Origin of the sequence: Flavobacterium sp. MR2016-29 (genome assembly GCF_015350695.1) — a bacterium.
In the GTDB taxonomy this organism is placed as follows: Bacteria; Bacteroidota; Bacteroidia; order Flavobacteriales; family Flavobacteriaceae; genus Flavobacterium.
Map to the genome: position 1 here is coordinate 312,463 of NZ_JADKPU010000001.1, position 18,645 is coordinate 331,107.

Here is an 18,645-nt window from a genome sequence, read left to right on the forward strand (position 1 = left end):
ATAATATCGATATAATAATTACAAGATGATACAACAAATAAGTGCACCAGAAAATACAGTAGCTTTTAGAGCTATTGGAGAAGTAACAGCAGAGGATTATAAAATGGTTATTGCACCTGCAGTAACTGCATTAGCAGAGCAAATTAACGAAATCAATTTTTTGTTTCTGATTGATACTGAACTCGAAAATTTCAAAGCTTCAGCTTGGCTTGAAGATGCTTTAATTGGGCTTAGAAATCTTGGGAAATGGAATCGCGCCGCAATTGTAACCGATTCTGAAAAAGCGATTACTTTCACTAATGGATTCAGTTATATCGTTCCCGGAGAATTTCGCGGTTATAAAAAAGAAAAATTTCAAGAAGCCTTAAACTGGGTTCATGGAAGTGAAATACTCAATAACGATGCAAAGCAAAATGAACCTTATATTGATCCCGATGATTTAGGAGAAGAAGATCTTTCTAATGGCTATTCAGACTCAGATGATATAGATTATAATTACAAAGAATAATTAATGATAAGTCCTAGATACAAGGACTGAAGATTTTTACAAGACAATATTATGTTTTTCATTTTTTTATAAATCTTACAAATTGATTGACAAACCGTTTAATAAAATAATATGGAAGAGCTTTTTTTTAAAGATTGGAAAAGTATAGAGCACGTTATCCTTGCAACCTTTATAGCATTTATAACATTATTTTTTTTCGTAAGGATTTCAGGTAAACGCACTCTGGCGAAACTTAATGCATTCGACTTTGTGGTAACTGTGGCATTAGGATCAACATTATCGTATATGATGCTGGCCATTGTTCCCATAATTGAAGGTGCTATTGTTTTATTTCTCATTATTCTATTGCAATATATTTTTGCATGGACAGCGCGTCTTTCAAGAAAAATGGAAAGACTTATAAATGCTGTTCCGAGTCTTATATTTTATGATGGAGAATTTATAGAGAAAAATATGGCAAGAGAAGCTATAACTAAAGGCGAAATATTTTCAACAATCAGAAACTCCGGAATAGACCAAATTGACGACGTAAAAGCTGTTGTAATGGAATTAAACGGACAAATTACAGTAGTAAGAAAATCAAAAGGTAACGGAACCAGTTCATTAGATGATATTAAACCTTTAGAAAAAAGATTAAATACAACTCTTAAGAAAATTTAAAGACTGAAAGCCCTGCTCCTTTTTCATTCAATTTTTTCATTAAATTAAAAATTTATTTGTCTTATTGAATATTTTAATTCATTTCAATTCACTGCTGAATAACCAATATTTTTTTTAAAATTATACTGATAACCGCTCTTTTAATATAGAAACAAGTAATTTATTCAGTATTATTCATTACATTCGCGCACTACCGCACATACAAGCTAAGTATATTATATGTTAAGGTAAACATTACATCATTATTGAATTTCAATGTTACATAACTAATAAAATATAGGTGCTTTTCCAGCAAATTACCGCCGTTATTTTCTAAATACCATTTCGCTTTATATGAGCAAAGAAGAAAAAAAAGACGGAAAAGAGCTGTATACTACAAGCAAAGCAAAACCGTTTAATTCCGAAAAAGAATACCAATACGTCGAGGAGCTAAACATAGCTAAAAAAGAACTGCTTTTTCAAGATGGTGAAAAACAGAAAAGAGCAGCGGAATTAATCATTGCCAATATAGAACTCGATTATCAAAAAGATGAAAAAGAAAAAAGAGCAGATGAACTTCTTATAGCAAATAAAGAGCTTATTTATCAAAATGCTGAAAAGGAAAATCGAGCCGACGAACTTATCATCGCCAATAAAGAACTTATTTATCAGAATACTGAAAAGGAAAATCGCGCATCAGAATTAATTATTGCCAATAAAGAGCTTGCTTTTCAAAATAAAGAAAAGCAAAAGCGAGCTGATGAACTTATCATCGCCAACAAAGAACTTATCTATCAAAACACTGAGAAAGAGAATCGGGCCTCAGAATTAATTGTTGCCAACAAAGAGCTTGCTTTTCAAAATGAGGAAAAACAAAAACGTGCTGATGAATTGCATCTTATAAACGAACAGCTGAGAGCCAAAGAACAGCAATTAAACAATCATATTAATGCAATAGCGGTCTCAAATGCTTCTATAGAATTTGATCTTGAGGGTAATATCTTAAACGCTAATCAAAACTTTCTTGAGATTATGGGATACACTTTCGATGATCTGGAAGGAAAACACCATAGCCTTTTTGTAGATAAAGTTTATGCTAAATCTTCAGCTTATAAACAATTTTGGAATAATTTAAAGAAAGGGATTTACCAAAAAGATGAATTCAAACGAATTGGAAAACAAGGACAAATGATTTGGCTTCTTGGTAGTTACAATCCGATTTTGGATATTTCTGGAAAACCGTACAAGATATTAAAACTTGCTACTGATGTAACGTTAGCAAAAACACAGTTCCTTCAGTTAGCATCGCAAGCAGGAGAAAAAGAAAAGCGTGCTGCTGAACTCATCATAGCTAACAAAGAACTGGCTTTTCAGAATATAGAAAAAGAAAAACGCGCCGCAGAACTTATTATCGCTCATAAAGAGCTAGCAATAGAAAGCATAGAAAAAGAAAAGCGTGCCGCTGAACTTATTATAGCAAATAAAAAATTAGCCCTAGAGACTATTCAAAAAGAGAAAAGAAAAGCAGAGAAAGAAAAAAGTGCCGCAGAGCTTATTGTAACAAACCGAGAATTGGCTTATCAAGAAAAAAGAGGAAAAGAACTCTTTTTGGCTAACAGCGAACTCAAAAAAGCTCAGGAAGAGTTAGAAGGCTTCTCCTACTCTGTCTCTCATGATTTAAGAGCACCTATTCGTGCTATTAATGGTTATACGCAAATTTTAGTAGAAGATCACGCCGCAGCTATTGATGAAGATGGTCAAATGGTACTGAAAGCCATTATACACAACTCCAGAAAGATGGGACTTTTAATTGATGACCTTCTTGCTTTTAGCAAGTTAGGCCGTAAACAAGTAAGTACCGAGTCTATAAATATGAGATCTTTATTAAATGGAATCATTAGTGATATTGTGTTTGACAATGGTGATAAAATTCCAATATTTGAAATAGAATCGATTGAACCTGCTACCGGAGATCCTGCTTTAATCAAACAAGTATGGATTAATCTTATTTCTAATGCTATTAAATACTCTAAATATAAACCTGAAATCCGCATTAAAATTAGCTCATTTGCCAAAGAAGACAAGATTGTCTACTGCGTACAAGACTTTGGTGCCGGATTCGACATGGAATATTACGATAAACTGTTTGGTGTTTTTCAGCGTCTGCATTCACAGGAAGAATTTGACGGCACAGGAATTGGCCTTGCTATAGTACAAAAAATAATAAACCGTCATCACGGGACAGTATGGGCAGAATCAGAATTAGATCATGGATCGACATTTTATTTTAGCCTTCCAAATATTAATCTTTAAATATAAAAAATGAATTACGACGACGTTGAAATATTATTTGCCGAAGATAGTCTGGATGATGCTATGCTGACAATACGAGCATTATCAAAAAGCGGTTTTACAAACAAACTGCTTCATGTAAAAGACGGCGCAGAAGCACTTGACTTTATTTACTGCCGTGGCATATATGCAGATAGAAATCCTAAAGCATATCCAAAATTATTTCTTTTAGATCTTAAGATGCCAAAGGTTTCAGGTATGCAGGTGCTCGAAAAAATTAAAAGTGATCCTGAGTTTAAATCAATTCCGGCAGTAATATTAACTTCTTCACAAGAAGATCCGGACATTGCTAAATGTTATGATCTGGGTGCTAACAGCTACATTGTAAAACCGGTTGACAGTAATAACTTTTTCAATGCTATAAAAGAAATGGGCATGTACTGGATGATCCTGAGCCAGCCTTCACTCTAAAATTACAGTGGCTGCTTCTCACCTTATACTGTCTAATAAAATGAAGAAACAAATTAAGATATTGATTCTTGAGGATAACAGCTCAGATGCAGATTTGATTCTGCGACAGCTCCACAAATCAGGAATGAACTTTTTATCGAAAACTGTCGAAACACGAAAAATGTTTGAAGAGGCATTGGAAAATTTCTCTCCGGACATTATTTTGTCTGACTATTCTTTACCAACATTTGATGCTGTATCAGCTTTTGGTCTGCTTAAAAACAGAAAACTTAATATCCCATTTATTATAATTTCAGGAACTATTGGCGAAGAAAATGCTGTAGAGCTTTTAAAAGATGGAGTAACTGATTTTGCTTCTAAAAACAACCTAAGGTCATTACCGCAAAAAGTAATTAGGGGACTTAAAGAAGCTGAAGAAAGTCTTGAAAAAAAAGAAATTTTAGAAAAATTAAAAATACAAACTGCTGCACTAGTTATTGCAAATGAAGAACTTCGATTTCAAAATAATGAAAAAGAAAAACGAGCTATAGAATTACTAAATGCGAACAAAGAACTATTGGCATTTAATTTTATCTCAAGCCATGATCTTCAGGAACCGTTGCGTAAAATCCAAACTTTTATTTCAGTAATTATGTCGAATGAGGCAAAAAACATGAGTGAAGCTGGTAAGAACAATATGGAACGCATACAAATAGCTGCAACCAGAATGAGACAGCTAATAGATGATTTATTGGCTTTTTCACGTGTAAGCAGTACGGGCCGCAGTTACGAAATGAATGATTTAAAAGGCATAATTGAAGATGTTCAATCAGATTTGAAGGACACAATTAAACAAAAAAATGCTACGATAGATATAATCGCACTCGTGCCGGTGAATGTAGTTACATTTCAGTTTAGACAACTTATTTATAACTTAATAAGTAACGCGCTTAAATTCTCCCATCCTGATTTGCCTCCGCGTATTAGCATAGAAACCAGTATTTTAGAATCTACACATTCTAAACTGAACGAACTAAATTCTAAAGTATTAAACTGTGATTATTGGAATCTAAGTTTTCAAGACAACGGAATTGGTTTTGAAACTGAATTTAATGAACTGATATTTGTAATGTTTCAAAGGCTTCATCATCGTCATGAATATGCCGGTACTGGAATTGGGCTTGCCATTGTAAAGAAAATTGTGGACAACCACAATGGGATTATCACTGCAAACGGCATCTTAAACAAAGGAACTACTTTTGAAATTTTTATTCCTATACAGGAAAAATTAACTCCTAAAGCTGTAAAAATTAGGAGAACTATTCTGCCAATGCTAGTTTAATATAAGTATACATATGCTTTTATTTCAAGTTTTATTTTTTAAGGATTAACTACTTTAGTTGAATAGAGGAAAAATTCAGGTGAAAATCATAAAAAAAGCTAAATCGAAAGATTTAGCTTTTTGTTTTTTATCTCTAATAGCAGTTTAGATATGTTTTGAAATCGATCTTACTTTGCATCAAACCATAGTTTTGTAGTAAGCAAATCTTTTCCTTGAGCGGCTACTGCAGCTTGGTAGCTCACTCCGTTCAATGATTGCTCAGTTCCTGGATAAAAGAAACGCAAAGGCAGTTGTCCGTCTAAAACTGTAGCTGGACCGGCTTTTAACACCGGATAATCGAGTCTTCTCCACTCTACAAAAGCATCAAGACCTTGTCCGTAAAAAGCAATCCATTTTTGAGTCCCTATAGATTTCGCATAATTTGTTGCATCGTACTTCACAGTTGCTTGATTAACATAATTTGAAATTGCTGTTGCATCAGTAATACCAAATTGATTTAACGATGCTGTTATTGCATTTTTATAAAGCTGTTCTGCATCTCCTGAAATATAACCACGTGCCACAGCTTCAGAAAGATTAAATAGCGTTTCAGAATAAGAAGCAATTACTGCTGGCGATGTTGAGGTTAAAAAGTATGTACCCGGTTTTGATGTCTTAGCAAATCCTTGACTATTGGCATCACTATTTGATAATCCATTAGCACCTCCAACGTATTTTCCTACGGTTGCATCTGAAGGTAATTGCGCATAAACAGGCAAACGCGGATCTGACAATGCATTTAACTGATCCACCATTGTTTTTGAAATACGAAAATCATCACGGGTTTCAAACCAGGCAGAAGCTGGATTTTGCTGAGGTGAACTGATGTAAGTAAACTTAAAAGTATCGTTATTACTGCTGATTAATCCTCCAGCATCAGTGGTTGCATCAATCGCAGCTTGCTTAGCCAAAGCAGGTTCTTTGTCTGAAATTCTCAATGCTATACGCAAACGAAGCGAATTCACAAATTTTTTCCATTTTGCAATATCTCCTTTATAAACTAAATCACCTGTTACAGCACCATTTGCCGTATTTAGCAAAGATTGAGCTTGTTTTAAATCTTCTAACAATCCAGTGTATACCTCTTTTTGTGTATTATATGCCGGAGTTACTTTTAGTCCTGCTTCTTTATAAGGAATACTTCCGTAAGCATCTGTCAATAATAAAAAAGTCCACGAGCGAAGGGTCAGTGCAATTCCTTTATAATTTGAATTAGCCTGCTCTTCTGGAAAATTCAGAATAGTGTTTAGATCTGTAATCAAAGTGGCATATCCAGTATTCCACAATGATGTGAAAGATGTATTAGACACATCGTATCTGTCCGGTTCAGTATATTGGATTTTAGCCCAATGCTGTACAAATAACAAAGACGAGTTAAAATTATTGTCTGATCCCCAATATAAGTCGGCTCCCTGCTTTAATGTTCCTGTTAGCAGGTAAGGTGCCAATGGTGTTTCAGTTGCATTTGGATTTTTATTAATATCATCCAAAGTATCACTGCATGAAGTCAGTGATAATGCAAATAGAGTTATATAGGCTATTTTTTTTAGCATGATTCGTGTTTTTAGAATTTAAGATTTACATTAAGGCTAAAATTTCTGGTAGTTGGCAAAGCTAAACTTTCCAGTCCTTGAGCGTTTCCAGTGTTGAAAGCTGTTTCAGGATCAATATTTGGTGCATCTTTATAGATAAACATCAGATTACGGCCTACAGCAGTAATACTTGCAGCCTCAAATCCCAGTTTCTTAGCAAATGACTTATTAAAATTGTAAGCCAATTTTACTTCTCTAAGTTTTACAAAAGTTGAACTGTAGATATAAGCTTCACTAATATTGTATGAAGCTTTGTAATATTCCTGTGCACTAATCACTTGATTGTTAGGAGTTCCGTCGGCATATACTCCTTTAAAAATCATTCCATCATCATAAATCGCTGCTCCAGCTGGAGGCGTTCCGCTCGGAAGCAAGATTTTGTTAGTACCAGAATAATAGTAATTTAATCCGCCATTTGCTGCATCACGGCCTGGAAGCGTTTGCGCTAGCACACCCGTATAATTACCTGTTCTGTTCGTTCCTGAAAAAAGCTCTCCTCCTACACTTGCATCAACAAGAAATGACAATTCAATATTTTTATAGGTCAGCGTGTTTGTAACACCTGCTAAATAGTCTGGAGTATAATGTCCTAGAACTTTCTTAGTCGGATCAGCTTTTGGCAATCCGTTAGCGCCTACAACTATATTTCCACTTGCATCACGTTCGTAAGCTGTTCCATAAAGTGCTCCGTAAGCCTGTCCTACAGATGCCAATACGTCAACACCTCCTGAAGAACCAATAGTGTAGTTTTGAATCTGTTTTTCATAGTCAAGAATCTCAACTTTGCTTATATTCTTTGAATAATTTACACCTACATTCCATTTGAAAGCTTCAGTTTGAATAGGGCTTCCATCTAATTGAATTTCTATACCGCGGTTGTTTATTTTTCCAGCATTGATTAATTGCGAATTATAGCCACTAGAAGCTGTTGTTTTTATCTCCAGAATCTGATCAAAACTATTGGTATTGTAATATGCTGCATCAAAATGCAGTCTGTTTTTCCAAAAAGAGGCTTCTAGACCAATTTCGGTAGATCGTGTTGTTTCCGGTTTTAGGTTCTCATTTAGTTTTCTTTGAGAAGAAGTTTGTATAGGATTTCCGTCGAATGCAGTTAGAAAATTATAAACTGTAGACAATTGATATGGATCTGCATCATTACCAACTTCAGACCATCCGCCACGTAATTTTAAGAAATCAAGCGTGTTGCTTTTCAAATTCAAAGCTTCAGATAATACCAAACTTCCGTTAATAGAAGGATAGAAATAAGAACGGTTACTGCTTGGCAATGTCGATGACCAGTCGTTACGAGCTGTAAGATTTAAATAGGCATAGTTTTTATATCCCAGTTGTGCTGAGGCATAGGCACTATATACTCTCAATCTTGATAATGTATTTGATGACGTTAACGGATCTCGCGAATTGATCAATGTATATAAATCAGGTACTGCCAAACGTGGTGCTTTTTGATAATTGTTAGCATCACTGTGGTTGCGAATATTAAATCCAGCTAAAGCATCTAAACTAAAATCATCATTCAGTTTCTTAGTATAAGTAAAAATACCTTCCGTATTTTGCTCGTTTACAGTGTACGCATCTTCAGCATAAGACCCAAAAGGAGTTCCATTTGTACCATATTTAATCTCGTATTTTCTGCGATCGTTATAATAGTCAACTCCAGTGCGGAATTTAAAATTAAGTCCATCGAAAATCTTGGCATCCAAATGAAAATCACCAATTAAACGGTTGCGTTGCTGACTTGTTGTATTATAATATGCATTCCAATACGGATTGCTGTAATAGCTATTATTCCAGTTTCTAGTCCAATCATTACTAAGCTGATTAATATCAACCTGACGTCCGAACCAAAGAAACTGCAGCATCACACCGGCTGCACGTCCGCCTGATGGACCACCCGGCAGTGCTGGAGCATTAGTAACAATATAGTTGCCTGTTACCCCTACTTTTATATTTTTGGATATTTGATAATTAGTATTAATAGTAAAGTTTGTTTTGTTTACTTCACTGTTAGGCACTACTCCTGTTTGCTTTTGATTGTTTACTCCAATACGAAAATCTGATTTATCATCTGATCTGGCCACAGAAACACTATTATCAAAAGTAAGCCCTGTATTAAAGAAATCTTTCACATTATCTGGATGAGCTACAAAAGGAACTGCCTCACCATTTGAGTAAAACTGAGGAATAAGACGTCCGTCTAATTTAGGACCCCAGCTTTCATCAACTCCGTCATTAATACCGCCTCCTTTGCCATCTACATAGCTGAATTTTCCGTTTGAACCTTGCCCAAATGAATTTTGATAGCTTGGCAATGTAGCAACTTGAGAGATCGTTATACCTGAACTAACGCTTATGCCCAGTCCTTTTTGACTTTTTCCTGATTTTGTAGTTATTAAAACAACACCATGCGCGGCACGTGACCCATAAAGTGCAGCGGCATTAGGTCCTTTCAGCACAGTTAATGTTTCAATATCTTGTGGATTTAAATCGGCAATTGCATTTTTAAAATCGCGCGTAGCTCCTCCAGCGTTAAGCTGTGAGTTATCTACTGGAACTCCATCGACCACAAATAACGGCTGATTATTTCCTGCTATAGATGTCTCACCACGAATAATAATACGTGAAGATCCCATATCACCCTGTGAATTAGTAATACGTACTCCGGCTAATTTACCAGTAAGACTATTCAGAAAATTAGTTTCTTTTGTATCTGCTATGTCCTTATTCTTAAGTGATTGAGTAGTATAACCTAAAGATTTTTTTTCTTTTGTAATACCAAGCGCTGTAACTACTACTTCTGACAACACATTTTGTTCTTCAATAAGACTAATAACAACTGCATTTGCAGTAACAACAACTTCTGTTTTTTTATAACCCAAATAACTTATTACCAGTGTGTAAGGGAATTTTTGTCCCGTTTGGAAATAAAACTTTCCATCTAAATCTGTTGAAACTCCGTGTGTAGTGCCTTTTATATTTACTGAAGCACCAATTACTGGTTCTTTTGTAATAGCATCAATTACTGTTCCTTCGAGTTTGGATTGTATTAAGGGTTTGGTTTCTTGAGCTTTAATCCCAATTGAAATCAATAAAATACATAACCAAATATATCTATTTAATTTTTTTTTCATTACTTTGTTTTAGTTTAAAAAATAAGGCTAGCCGAAAACGGATTTAATCCATTATCGCTTTCCTTACAGAGATCTACAATTTCTTTAAGCTTCGCCATTTCTGCTGCAACAGAAATGGTTTTTTTTTTAGCCGCAGCACATTCGTTTTTTCATTTTTATTTTTTTTGATTACTATTATTTGAATTTGTCTTTAAAATTCAATCCTGAAATTAGGATCAATTCTATTAAAATTTTTATGATTTAGAGATTGAAGAATTTTAACTGGGAAATTATAAGACATCCAGTGTCAAATAGTTTCTCCTTAATCAGAAATTAAATGCCTGACAGCCTTTAAATCTGGAGTTAATTTTATATTCTACTAATTTGATAGAACAAAAGTATATTAAAATTATTAACCTCAAAAGTTAAATCGCTTTTTTTGTAAAAAAAATGTTAATTAAAATTTTAGTAAAATTTTAAATTACTAAAAATAAGATCTTTAATACTATCATCCCGTTTACTACGGTGTAAGAATTTTTCTAAACAGAAAGCATCTTAGTTAAAAAAATCACTATTTTTATTATACTTTCATTCATTACTATGACAAATATATCAGAACTAAGAAGCTCCATTTTCAGACATCTTGACGGTTTGGCTGTAGCACCAGTAGCAATAGCACTCAAAAACCAAGGAGTTTTAAATTTTATCCTGCAAAAAAAGCAAACACAATTAGCAGAGCTTGCTACTGTTTTCAGAGCAAACGAAGGTTATCTGAATGTAGGTTTGAGAATTTTGGCTTCTCAAGGTTTTTTAGATTATAAAGTCAATAACAGTACACAAGAAATTATAATTTCAGAAAATGAAAAGACAGAAATAGCTTTTTCTATGTTTCATCTTTATGAAGATGTTGTTGATTTGCTTCAGTTTTCTGTACAGTTTCATTCACGATTATTTGAAGATGCACCCTTCGAAAAGCTCAATATTATTTTTGAAAAATATAAAATGAGTTACGGAATTATACCTACCGATAATATCTTGATTAATAGTATTCAAAACCAGATTTTAAAACATATAGAAGGTTATTTGATTGGACCGACAATAGTACGTTTGGCAATGAATGGAATGTTTCACAAGTATTTTATGGAGACTTCTTTCAGACCCGAAGAGTTTCATAAATCTCCTGAAAATTTCAAAAAAATATTAGACTTTTTTGTGCATCTTGGATGGTTCTTAGAAAAAAATGGCAATTACCAATTTACAGAAGTCGGTTTGTTTTTCGCTAAAAGAGCCAGTGCATATGGCGTTACGGTTTCATATTTGCCAACATTTGCAAAAATTGAAGAATTAATTTTTGGTGATCCAGCTGTTTTAAGAATGATAGCCGATGGTGAAAACGAAATTCATGTTGATCGGGAAATGAATGTATGGGGAAGCGGTGGCGCTCATGATACTTATTTTAAAGTCGTCGATGAGATTATCATTAGCCTTTTTAACTTGCCAATTGAAGAACAGCCTAAAGGAATCCTAGATATGGGTTGTGGCAATGGTGCTTTCCTACAACACATTTTTGAAGTAATCGACAGACAGACATTACGCGGAAAAATGCTCGATGAATATCCACTATTTTTGGTTGGAGTAGATTATAATCAAACTGCTCTGAAAGTAACCAGAGCGAATCTTATAAAAGCAGACATTTGGGCAAAAGTAATTTGGGGAGATATTGGACGACCAGATTTACTTTCGAATGATTTGAGAGAAAATTATAATATTGACCTAAAAGATTTGCTTAACGTAAGGACTTTTTTAGATCACAATCGAATTTGGACAGATCCGAAACACATTAATCAACATCGAATCAGTAAATCTACTGGTGCATTTGCCTATAGAGGAAAAAGAATAAGCAACAATCTGGTAGAAGACAATCTCTTGGAACATTTGCAAAAATGGTCGCCTTATGTTTGTAAATTTGGTCTGCTTCTAATTGAATTACATACTATAAATCCAAAACTTGCAGCTGGTAATTTAGGAAAAACACCTGCAACCGCTTATGATGCCACGCATGGCTTTTCTGATCAATATATTGTTGAAATAGATGTGTTTAATAATATAGCTGCAGAAGCAGGATTATTTCCAGATAAATCAATTTTTAAACGATTTCCAGATGCAGATATAGCTACAGTTAGTATTAATTTATTGAAAGGAAACTAAATACATTCCTACTCTATTTTTTCATAATAACCTCTTACAAAAAACCGAAATAAAACGTTTTAAATAAACTTCGCTTAAAAATGTGTTAGACCAATTTAATAAAAAATAGCTTTAACGAAACAGATTTTTGGCTAATAGAAATTTCTTTATTCTAATTCGAATATAAACGCTCTAGTATTTTTCTCCCGCTTTCATTGTTAGGATTCAACTCTATTGATTTTTTATACATCTCAATTGCTTTCTTCTTATCTCCTATTTTCAATAATATTTCACCATAACTGTCAAAAGCATTTGAGCTTTCTGGAAACAAATGGGCATTTAACTTTAAAATTTCTAAAGCTTCATTATTTTGCCCTTTGGCCATCATACGATACGCCCATTCATTAATTTCAAATTCATTAGGGATAAACAATGGATTATTTTTTATTTCCTTCTCTGAAAATGGAATTGCATTCTCAAAACCAATCTTCCTCAAAGTCGTACGGAGATTTGTTATTGGGTCAGCTTTGGGTATACTTGGAATATATATGCCTGCAATTTCTTCTAAAAAATCTTCTGGATAACTTCCTCCAAGATTTGTCAGGATTATTACAGCCAAATTATCATCTGGATATATCAAAAATGCAGATCTTCCTCCTCCGGACATTCCAACAGCACGATGTTTATTCCGAAATTTATTCATTCCCCAGCCTAAACTCCAAGGTGTATTCTTGCCATTGTTAAAAACTGAAGGTGTCCACATTTCCTCAAGTAACGATTTAGATTTCAGCAGTTTGCCACTTTGTAAAGCAATCACCCAATTTGCCATATCTTCTGAGGTACTGTTTAATCCTGCTGCGGTTCTTCGAAAATACGGAAATTCATAATAGTTATTAATCAGCTGGGGACTTTCTAATGCGCGTCCGTCAGTACTTTTTCTCCAGAAATAAGTCGGTGCAAAATGCGTTATTATATCGCGGGAGTCACCAAAAACAGTATATTTCATTTGTGCGGGCTTAAATTGCAGATCCGTAAAATTTTCAGTAAAAGGTTTTTCTGATAATTTATCTACGAGTTTCCCTAGTAAGTAAGCATTGGTTTGATTATAGGCAAATTTTTCTCCTGGAATAAAATCCATCGGCATTGTTTTTAGTTTTTCCCAAACTGCTTCTTCTGTTTTCAGAGCCCCTACACCACCTGTATTTGGATCAAGAATTTTTAGTAAATCTGGAAGTCCAGAAGTATTTGTAAGCAAATGTTTTATTGTAACTGATGCATCCCATTTTTTTGGAAATATATCTAAATAATGAGATACGGGCAATGAAAGATCTAATTTTCCTTTTTCGGCCAATTGCATTACCGATACAGCAGTAAAAACTTTTGTAATAGAATTGAGAGCAAATACAGTTAGATTTGTTACTGCAATACTATCTTGCACATTTGCAATACCATAACTTTTATTTAAGACAATTTTTCCATTTTGAACAACGGCAACTTGCAAACCGGGTATTTTACGTTCCTGCATTTCCCTAAAAATAATAGCATCTACATCTTTCTGTTGACCAGTCATCTGTAAAGTAAATATCAAAACGGTTATAAGAGAAAGTATTTTTTTCATTTGCTGTTAATTTAGAAGGTATAATTGAAGTTTAGATAAATAAAAAAATAAAAGGTTTAATGGTTCCTTCTAACAATATTTTAATAAATAAATATTCTGCATTAAACATCGTAATTAGCTAACATCAAGTTAATTTTAAACGAAAAACCTCCAAAATCAAATGACTTTGGAGGTTTTGTTTTTACAGGTGGTTTCGAATTCGAAACCTAAATGATATTTTCTATTAATTACTACCGTTCAAAATGAATCAGTGTAACGCTTAGAAAGTATATTATTTATTACATTTCGTTCAAGTCGTTGAACTCGTGTAAAGATTTTAATGTGCTTTCGTAGAATAAGATTGCAGCTATTAGATTTCCTTTATCTGAATAAGGCATCATTTTTCGCTGAAAGTCTACTGTTGTATCTAAAAATGCTGTTGTACCTACTGCCTGAGCATCTAGTACTTTTTTGTGCTCACTATCGTCTGGAATACCTAAGTCTGCCATTGTAACACCTGGTTTAGTAACCAAAGCAATATAAGGGAGAGTTTTTACCAAAACTTTAATACGCTCAATGTACAATTCCAAAAGTTCTCCTTTTTGCATACCACTTAATTCTTTTTGATCGTGGTATTTACGAATTAGAGCTGTTGTACTGATAATACTTCTTGGAGCATTTTTTGCCTGTGCTGAAATAGCGCCAGTTGTCAAGAAGAAAAGGAAACTTAGTAAAATAATATTGCTCTTCATTTTATTATTGTTATTGGTTATTGATTGAAACAAAAATATATAAATTAACTTAAATTGCAACTTTATTATCATTTTTTTTTAATGTAATAATAGCAGTATTTTATTTTTAATGTCAGGCAGGTTAAATACTGCTGTCACTGCTTACAAAACTAGTAGCGGTATTCTTAATTTTAGGAGTAGTACTTGCCTCTTGCTGTGACTTAATATCGACTTCTTGCTGTGGTTTGATATTTACTTCTTCCTGCGATTTTATTATTCTAAAGCGTCCAGGATATTTTATCCATATGCTTTTTTTATTTCCATAATAGTCCATAAATTCTTCGCAAACAAAAACGGCATGTGCTGTTGACCAGGCAACAACGCCACAAAATTCACTTCCGGACTGTCGTTTTAGCTTTTGTATTTGTTTGCCTTTTCTGAATCCTAAATATTTATAAATTGTTGGAGTATAAACTGCACCGTCTTCTAAATCCTCTAATGCTTTATCAAAAGTAGACTCGTTGTCTATAATTTGCTTGTATTTTGCCATTACTGCATATGTCAATACTGCATATTCTGTAATTTTTTCACTTTCCAGATTATCTTTTATATACACAAAACCAGCAGAAAATTTAGCTCTGTCTATTTCGGCTTTTTTTAGATTAAAAGAGGCGTTATTTTTTAATGTTATTTTGTATAAACTGTCATTTACATGTTCCGTTACAAAAAGATTATCTAATCCATACACGTTTAAAGAAGCTTTGATAAAAGCAATTGAGGAACAGTTTGTACGTTCTCCTTGTTTAAAACTTTCGAATATTTGATCTGAGCTTAATTGCGCATAAGAAGTGGAACAAATAAACATGAAAAATAAAAATATTGAAGTAACAGATTTCATTGTCTTTAGATTTTATAATTGTTTCCCAACTGATTTTAGAAATATACAGATTTTACAAATCTATAAAAAATCAATTCATAGTCGTTTTTTACCTCTTAACTTTTTTAAAAAATTATAAAAGATACTCCAAATATAAATCTTTTAGATATGACAGAATGAAATGAACAACTTTTTTTTTACTAACAGTTTATGATTGCACATTTATTACAAAAATTATAATAAAAGACAAATACGGCTCCTTTTCAGAATACCGTATTTATCAAACTAATTCAACTTAAATTTTTACAGACTTGCTTTTACCACACCGCAAGTCAGCATATTTTTTGGGTAGTACGGATTTTTAATTTCTTTACTGTCACTTACCCACTCTGCACTCGTCATCGGACACATTTGTAAATGAAGATCTGTATCAGCGGCTTTGAATTTAGGTGCCAGTTCCCAAAATTTTACAGAAAGTGATTGAAAAATTCTACGTTGCTTATTGATGTTTTTAGTTGATGTAACCTCTGCAGCAAGTGCTATTATTTCCTTTCTTGTTTTCGCAGCCTCGTTCATTTGTTCCAGACTTAACTTTTTAAATCTGAAGTTTTTTAATGAATTTTGCAAGGCAGTGGCATTTGTAATAACTGCCAAACTATCTGAAGCTATAAGGTTATTTTTTAAAGCAAGGTAATTGCTTGTGATTTCCTTTTTTTGCGCTTCACGTTTTGCTGCTAATTCTGGGGCAACTTCTTCTTTTGATGTTAATTGGGCTTGCGCCAAAGCGGTGATGCAAACAAATACTATCATTAATAATTTTCTCATATATCCGTTTTATTTAGTTTTGAAATGATTTTGTCTATTTCTATCAAAATGCCTTCGTAATGTTCTTTATTAAGTCCGGTTGTAACACTCATTAATTTTGTAACATCAGTTCTTAATTTTAAAAGATGCTGCTTAGCATACAATCTAATATCACTTCTCTGTGCTGCATTTAAAGCTTTGCCTGGCTCTACTTCTTTAGGCAATAACAGCATGTTTAGTTTGTCGATATAACTGCGTTGCAGGCTTCGTCTGTAAAAATCTAATTTTTCGTCACCACTAAATTTTACCCAAACAGTTTGCTGCAAATCATTTAAAAATTCAGGAACAGTGTAAGCTCCTTCAAACTGCATGGCTTTAAGACTGATGTTATAAAGCATTCCAGAGCTAAGCAGCATATTTAATACCTGATTTTGCTGATCTGATATTTGATCTTCTGTTTTTAACGAAATCATTTGACCAATATCTTGAGGATACATCCAGAGAGGAGCTACAAATAATTGTCTTCCTACATAATCTACAGCTGCTTTAACTTTTGCTTTAGGAACAGGCTGATATACCAAACCTTTTTCATCAACAGTTCTTTTGGTTACATAATTATTCCCAATATATTTTAGCACATGATACAAATACAAGCCGTATTGCTTTACAACCGCTTTATGCATATCTGATAAATTATCATATGCATCGTTAGGCTCGTAAGTCCATTTAATAAGGTTTGGTACAACACGCTTTAAATTTTTAATTCCATAATCACTGGCAAGAACAGCGTCATCGCCAAGATCTTCTGTTTGGCTTCGAGGATCTTCTTCTTTTCCTTCTCCACCAAACCATAATTTAGGATTAGCAGTCAAACTATCAGTAGCTAGTTTGCTGAGTATTTTTTCTTCCTCAAACTCATCTTTAGATTTTGGAAAATAGCTATACCCCCACTTTACAGCCCATTTATCGTACATACCAATACGCGGATAAATACCTTCTGGACTAATATTATCTTCTGGCTGTGCAACATAATTAAGTCGGGCATAATCCATTATAGAAACGGTATGACCATTTGCTTCAACCCATTTTTTATCTCTCAGTTTTTCTACAGGAGTGGCACTGCTGGCTCCCATATTGTGGCGTAACCCAATAGTGTGCCCAATTTCATGAGAAGAAACAAAGCGGATTAATTGGCCCATAACCTCATTATCTAAGTGCATTTTTCTCGCTCTTGGGTCTAGAGGACCTACCTGAATCATATACCATCTTTGCACTAATTTCATCACATTATGATACCACCCTACATGGCTCTCGATGATTTCTCCACTTCTAGGATCGCTTACGCGTGGTCCATAAGCATTAGGCGTTTCTGATGCATAATAGCGTACTACAGAATATCTTGCATCTTCCAGACTCATTGTTTTATCATCTTCCGGCCATTCCTTGCCAACAATAGCATTTTTAAAACCAGCAGCTTCAAAAGCCTTCTGCCAATCGTTAATTCCAGCAATTAAATATGGTCTCCATTTTTTTGGCGTTGCCGGATCAATGTAATAAACAATTTGTTTTTTTGGTTCAACCAATTCGCCATTTAGGTATTTCTTAATGTCTTTATCCTTTGGCTCCAGACGATAACGCTGAATAATGAACTTCGTTTGTGCCCGCTGTTCATCATCATCAAACAAAACATATTTATTAGCAAAATATCCCACTCTTTCATCTGCAAAACGTTTGCGCATTGGTGTTTTTGGCAACAATACAATTGAGGTGTTTAATCTCAAAGTTATGCTTCCGCTGCTTGCTGTGGAATTAGTATAGGTTTTCGTTGTTTTTATTTCAATGTTAATAGGATAAGTATCTATTGTTTCGATAAATGATTTGTCATCGGCAAGAGAGGTCAGCTTTTTTTCTGTTTTCTCTTTATTTTCTATAGAGAACATTGGATTATCTTTCTTGAAAACATCCGTTACATCGATGACAACATTTCCAGTATCAGGATTTGTTGTTTTTACTGGAAAAGCAGCAACTATTGGATTTTCATTACTACCTGCTAATGCTTTTGCCAACATCGAATCTGGATTACGCACATCTTGCCTGTAATGTAATGATCTTAAAAAAACGGTATTGTTTGCTCCTTTTTCAAAATAAACAGTCTGCTCATTAGCTTTCTCACCACCAAAAAGCCCTATGCCTTCTGGAGTAGAAAGATATCGAGTTACCACCAACATATAGCTGTTAAACAAACTGTCCGGAATTTGGAAATAAAATTTATTATCGACAAGATTAACTGTAAAAAGACCCAATTTGCTTTTAGAGCCGTCTTTAATAATTTTATTATAAGGCTGTAAGGCTTTAGTCTGGGTACTTGTACTATCCGCTTTTTTTTCTGGTTGCGTTTGTGCAAAACCATGCTGCTGTAGCGTAAGCAGCATGATTATTAAAATAAATATTTTTTTCAT

Annotated in this window: 13 protein-coding genes; 6 read left to right on the plus strand and 7 right to left on the minus strand. The window is 33.7% G+C overall.

The window, feature by feature from the left end:
* Positions 1–25: 25 nt before the first annotated feature.
* The 5 genes from IR010_RS01475 to IR010_RS01495 all read left to right on the plus strand — a co-directional run bounded on the left by IR010_RS01475 (position 26) and on the right by IR010_RS01495 (position 5,231).
* Positions 26–508, plus strand: coding sequence for an STAS/SEC14 domain-containing protein (locus IR010_RS01475; RefSeq protein ID WP_194566316.1), 483 nt, complete (start codon positions 26–28; stop codon positions 506–508).
* 111 nt (positions 509–619) lie between these two features.
* Complete coding sequence (locus tag IR010_RS01480) at positions 620–1,168, plus strand: DUF421 domain-containing protein (RefSeq protein ID WP_029270012.1); 549 nt, start codon at positions 620–622, stop codon at positions 1,166–1,168.
* Between the two features lie 333 nt (positions 1,169–1,501).
* Positions 1,502–3,460, plus strand: a complete 1,959-nt coding sequence (locus IR010_RS20035) for a PAS domain-containing sensor histidine kinase (protein WP_228515051.1) — start codon at positions 1,502–1,504, stop codon at positions 3,458–3,460.
* A 9-nt stretch (positions 3,461–3,469) separates the two neighbouring features.
* Positions 3,470–3,910, plus strand: coding sequence for a response regulator (locus IR010_RS01490; protein ID WP_194566320.1), 441 nt, complete (start codon positions 3,470–3,472; stop codon positions 3,908–3,910).
* Between the two features lie 40 nt (positions 3,911–3,950).
* Positions 3,951–5,231: a hybrid sensor histidine kinase/response regulator gene (locus IR010_RS01495; RefSeq protein ID WP_194566322.1), complete on the plus strand. Its 1,281-nt coding sequence runs from the start codon at positions 3,951–3,953 to the stop codon at positions 5,229–5,231.
* 167 nt (positions 5,232–5,398) lie between these two features.
* Here IR010_RS01495 and IR010_RS01500 read toward each other — a convergent pair whose 3' ends face one another.
* Both IR010_RS01500 and IR010_RS01505 read right to left on the minus strand, forming a co-directional pair.
* Positions 5,399–6,823, minus strand: coding sequence for a SusD/RagB family nutrient-binding outer membrane lipoprotein (locus IR010_RS01500; protein ID WP_194566324.1), 1,425 nt, complete (start codon positions 6,821–6,823; stop codon positions 5,399–5,401).
* Between the two features lie 11 nt (positions 6,824–6,834).
* The gene (locus tag IR010_RS01505) at positions 6,835–10,011 is read right to left on the minus strand and encodes a SusC/RagA family TonB-linked outer membrane protein (protein WP_194600952.1); all 3,177 of its coding nucleotides are present in this window, start codon (positions 10,009–10,011) and stop codon (positions 6,835–6,837) included.
* A gap of 579 nt (positions 10,012–10,590) precedes the next feature.
* Between IR010_RS01505 and IR010_RS01510 the strand changes: the two genes are divergently transcribed.
* Positions 10,591–12,198: a class I SAM-dependent methyltransferase gene (locus IR010_RS01510; RefSeq protein WP_194600955.1), complete on the plus strand. Its 1,608-nt coding sequence runs from the start codon at positions 10,591–10,593 to the stop codon at positions 12,196–12,198.
* 151 nt (positions 12,199–12,349) lie between these two features.
* On the opposite strand, the gene IR010_RS01515 is transcribed toward IR010_RS01510, so the two are convergent.
* The 5 genes from IR010_RS01515 to IR010_RS01535 all read right to left on the minus strand — a co-directional run bounded on the left by IR010_RS01515 (position 12,350) and on the right by IR010_RS01535 (position 18,645).
* Positions 12,350–13,795, minus strand: a complete 1,446-nt coding sequence (locus tag IR010_RS01515; RefSeq protein ID WP_194600958.1) for a serine hydrolase — start codon at positions 13,793–13,795, stop codon at positions 12,350–12,352.
* Positions 13,796–14,073: 278 nt separating this feature from the next.
* Entirely contained in the window at positions 14,074–14,526 is a 453-nt protein-coding gene (locus IR010_RS01520; protein ID WP_029270001.1) for a hypothetical protein, read from the minus strand.
* A 121-nt stretch (positions 14,527–14,647) separates the two neighbouring features.
* Positions 14,648–15,403, minus strand: a complete 756-nt coding sequence (locus IR010_RS01525) for a hypothetical protein (protein ID WP_228515052.1) — start codon at positions 15,401–15,403, stop codon at positions 14,648–14,650.
* Between the two features lie 282 nt (positions 15,404–15,685).
* Positions 15,686–16,207 carry a DUF3347 domain-containing protein gene (locus IR010_RS01530; RefSeq protein WP_194600961.1) on the minus strand — a complete coding sequence of 174 codons (522 nt, stop codon included), beginning with the start codon at positions 16,205–16,207 and terminating at the stop codon, positions 15,686–15,688.
* Positions 16,204–18,645, minus strand: a complete 2,442-nt coding sequence (locus tag IR010_RS01535; RefSeq protein WP_194600964.1) for a zinc-dependent metalloprotease — start codon at positions 18,643–18,645, stop codon at positions 16,204–16,206. The genes IR010_RS01530 and IR010_RS01535 overlap by 4 nt, the downstream gene beginning before the upstream one ends.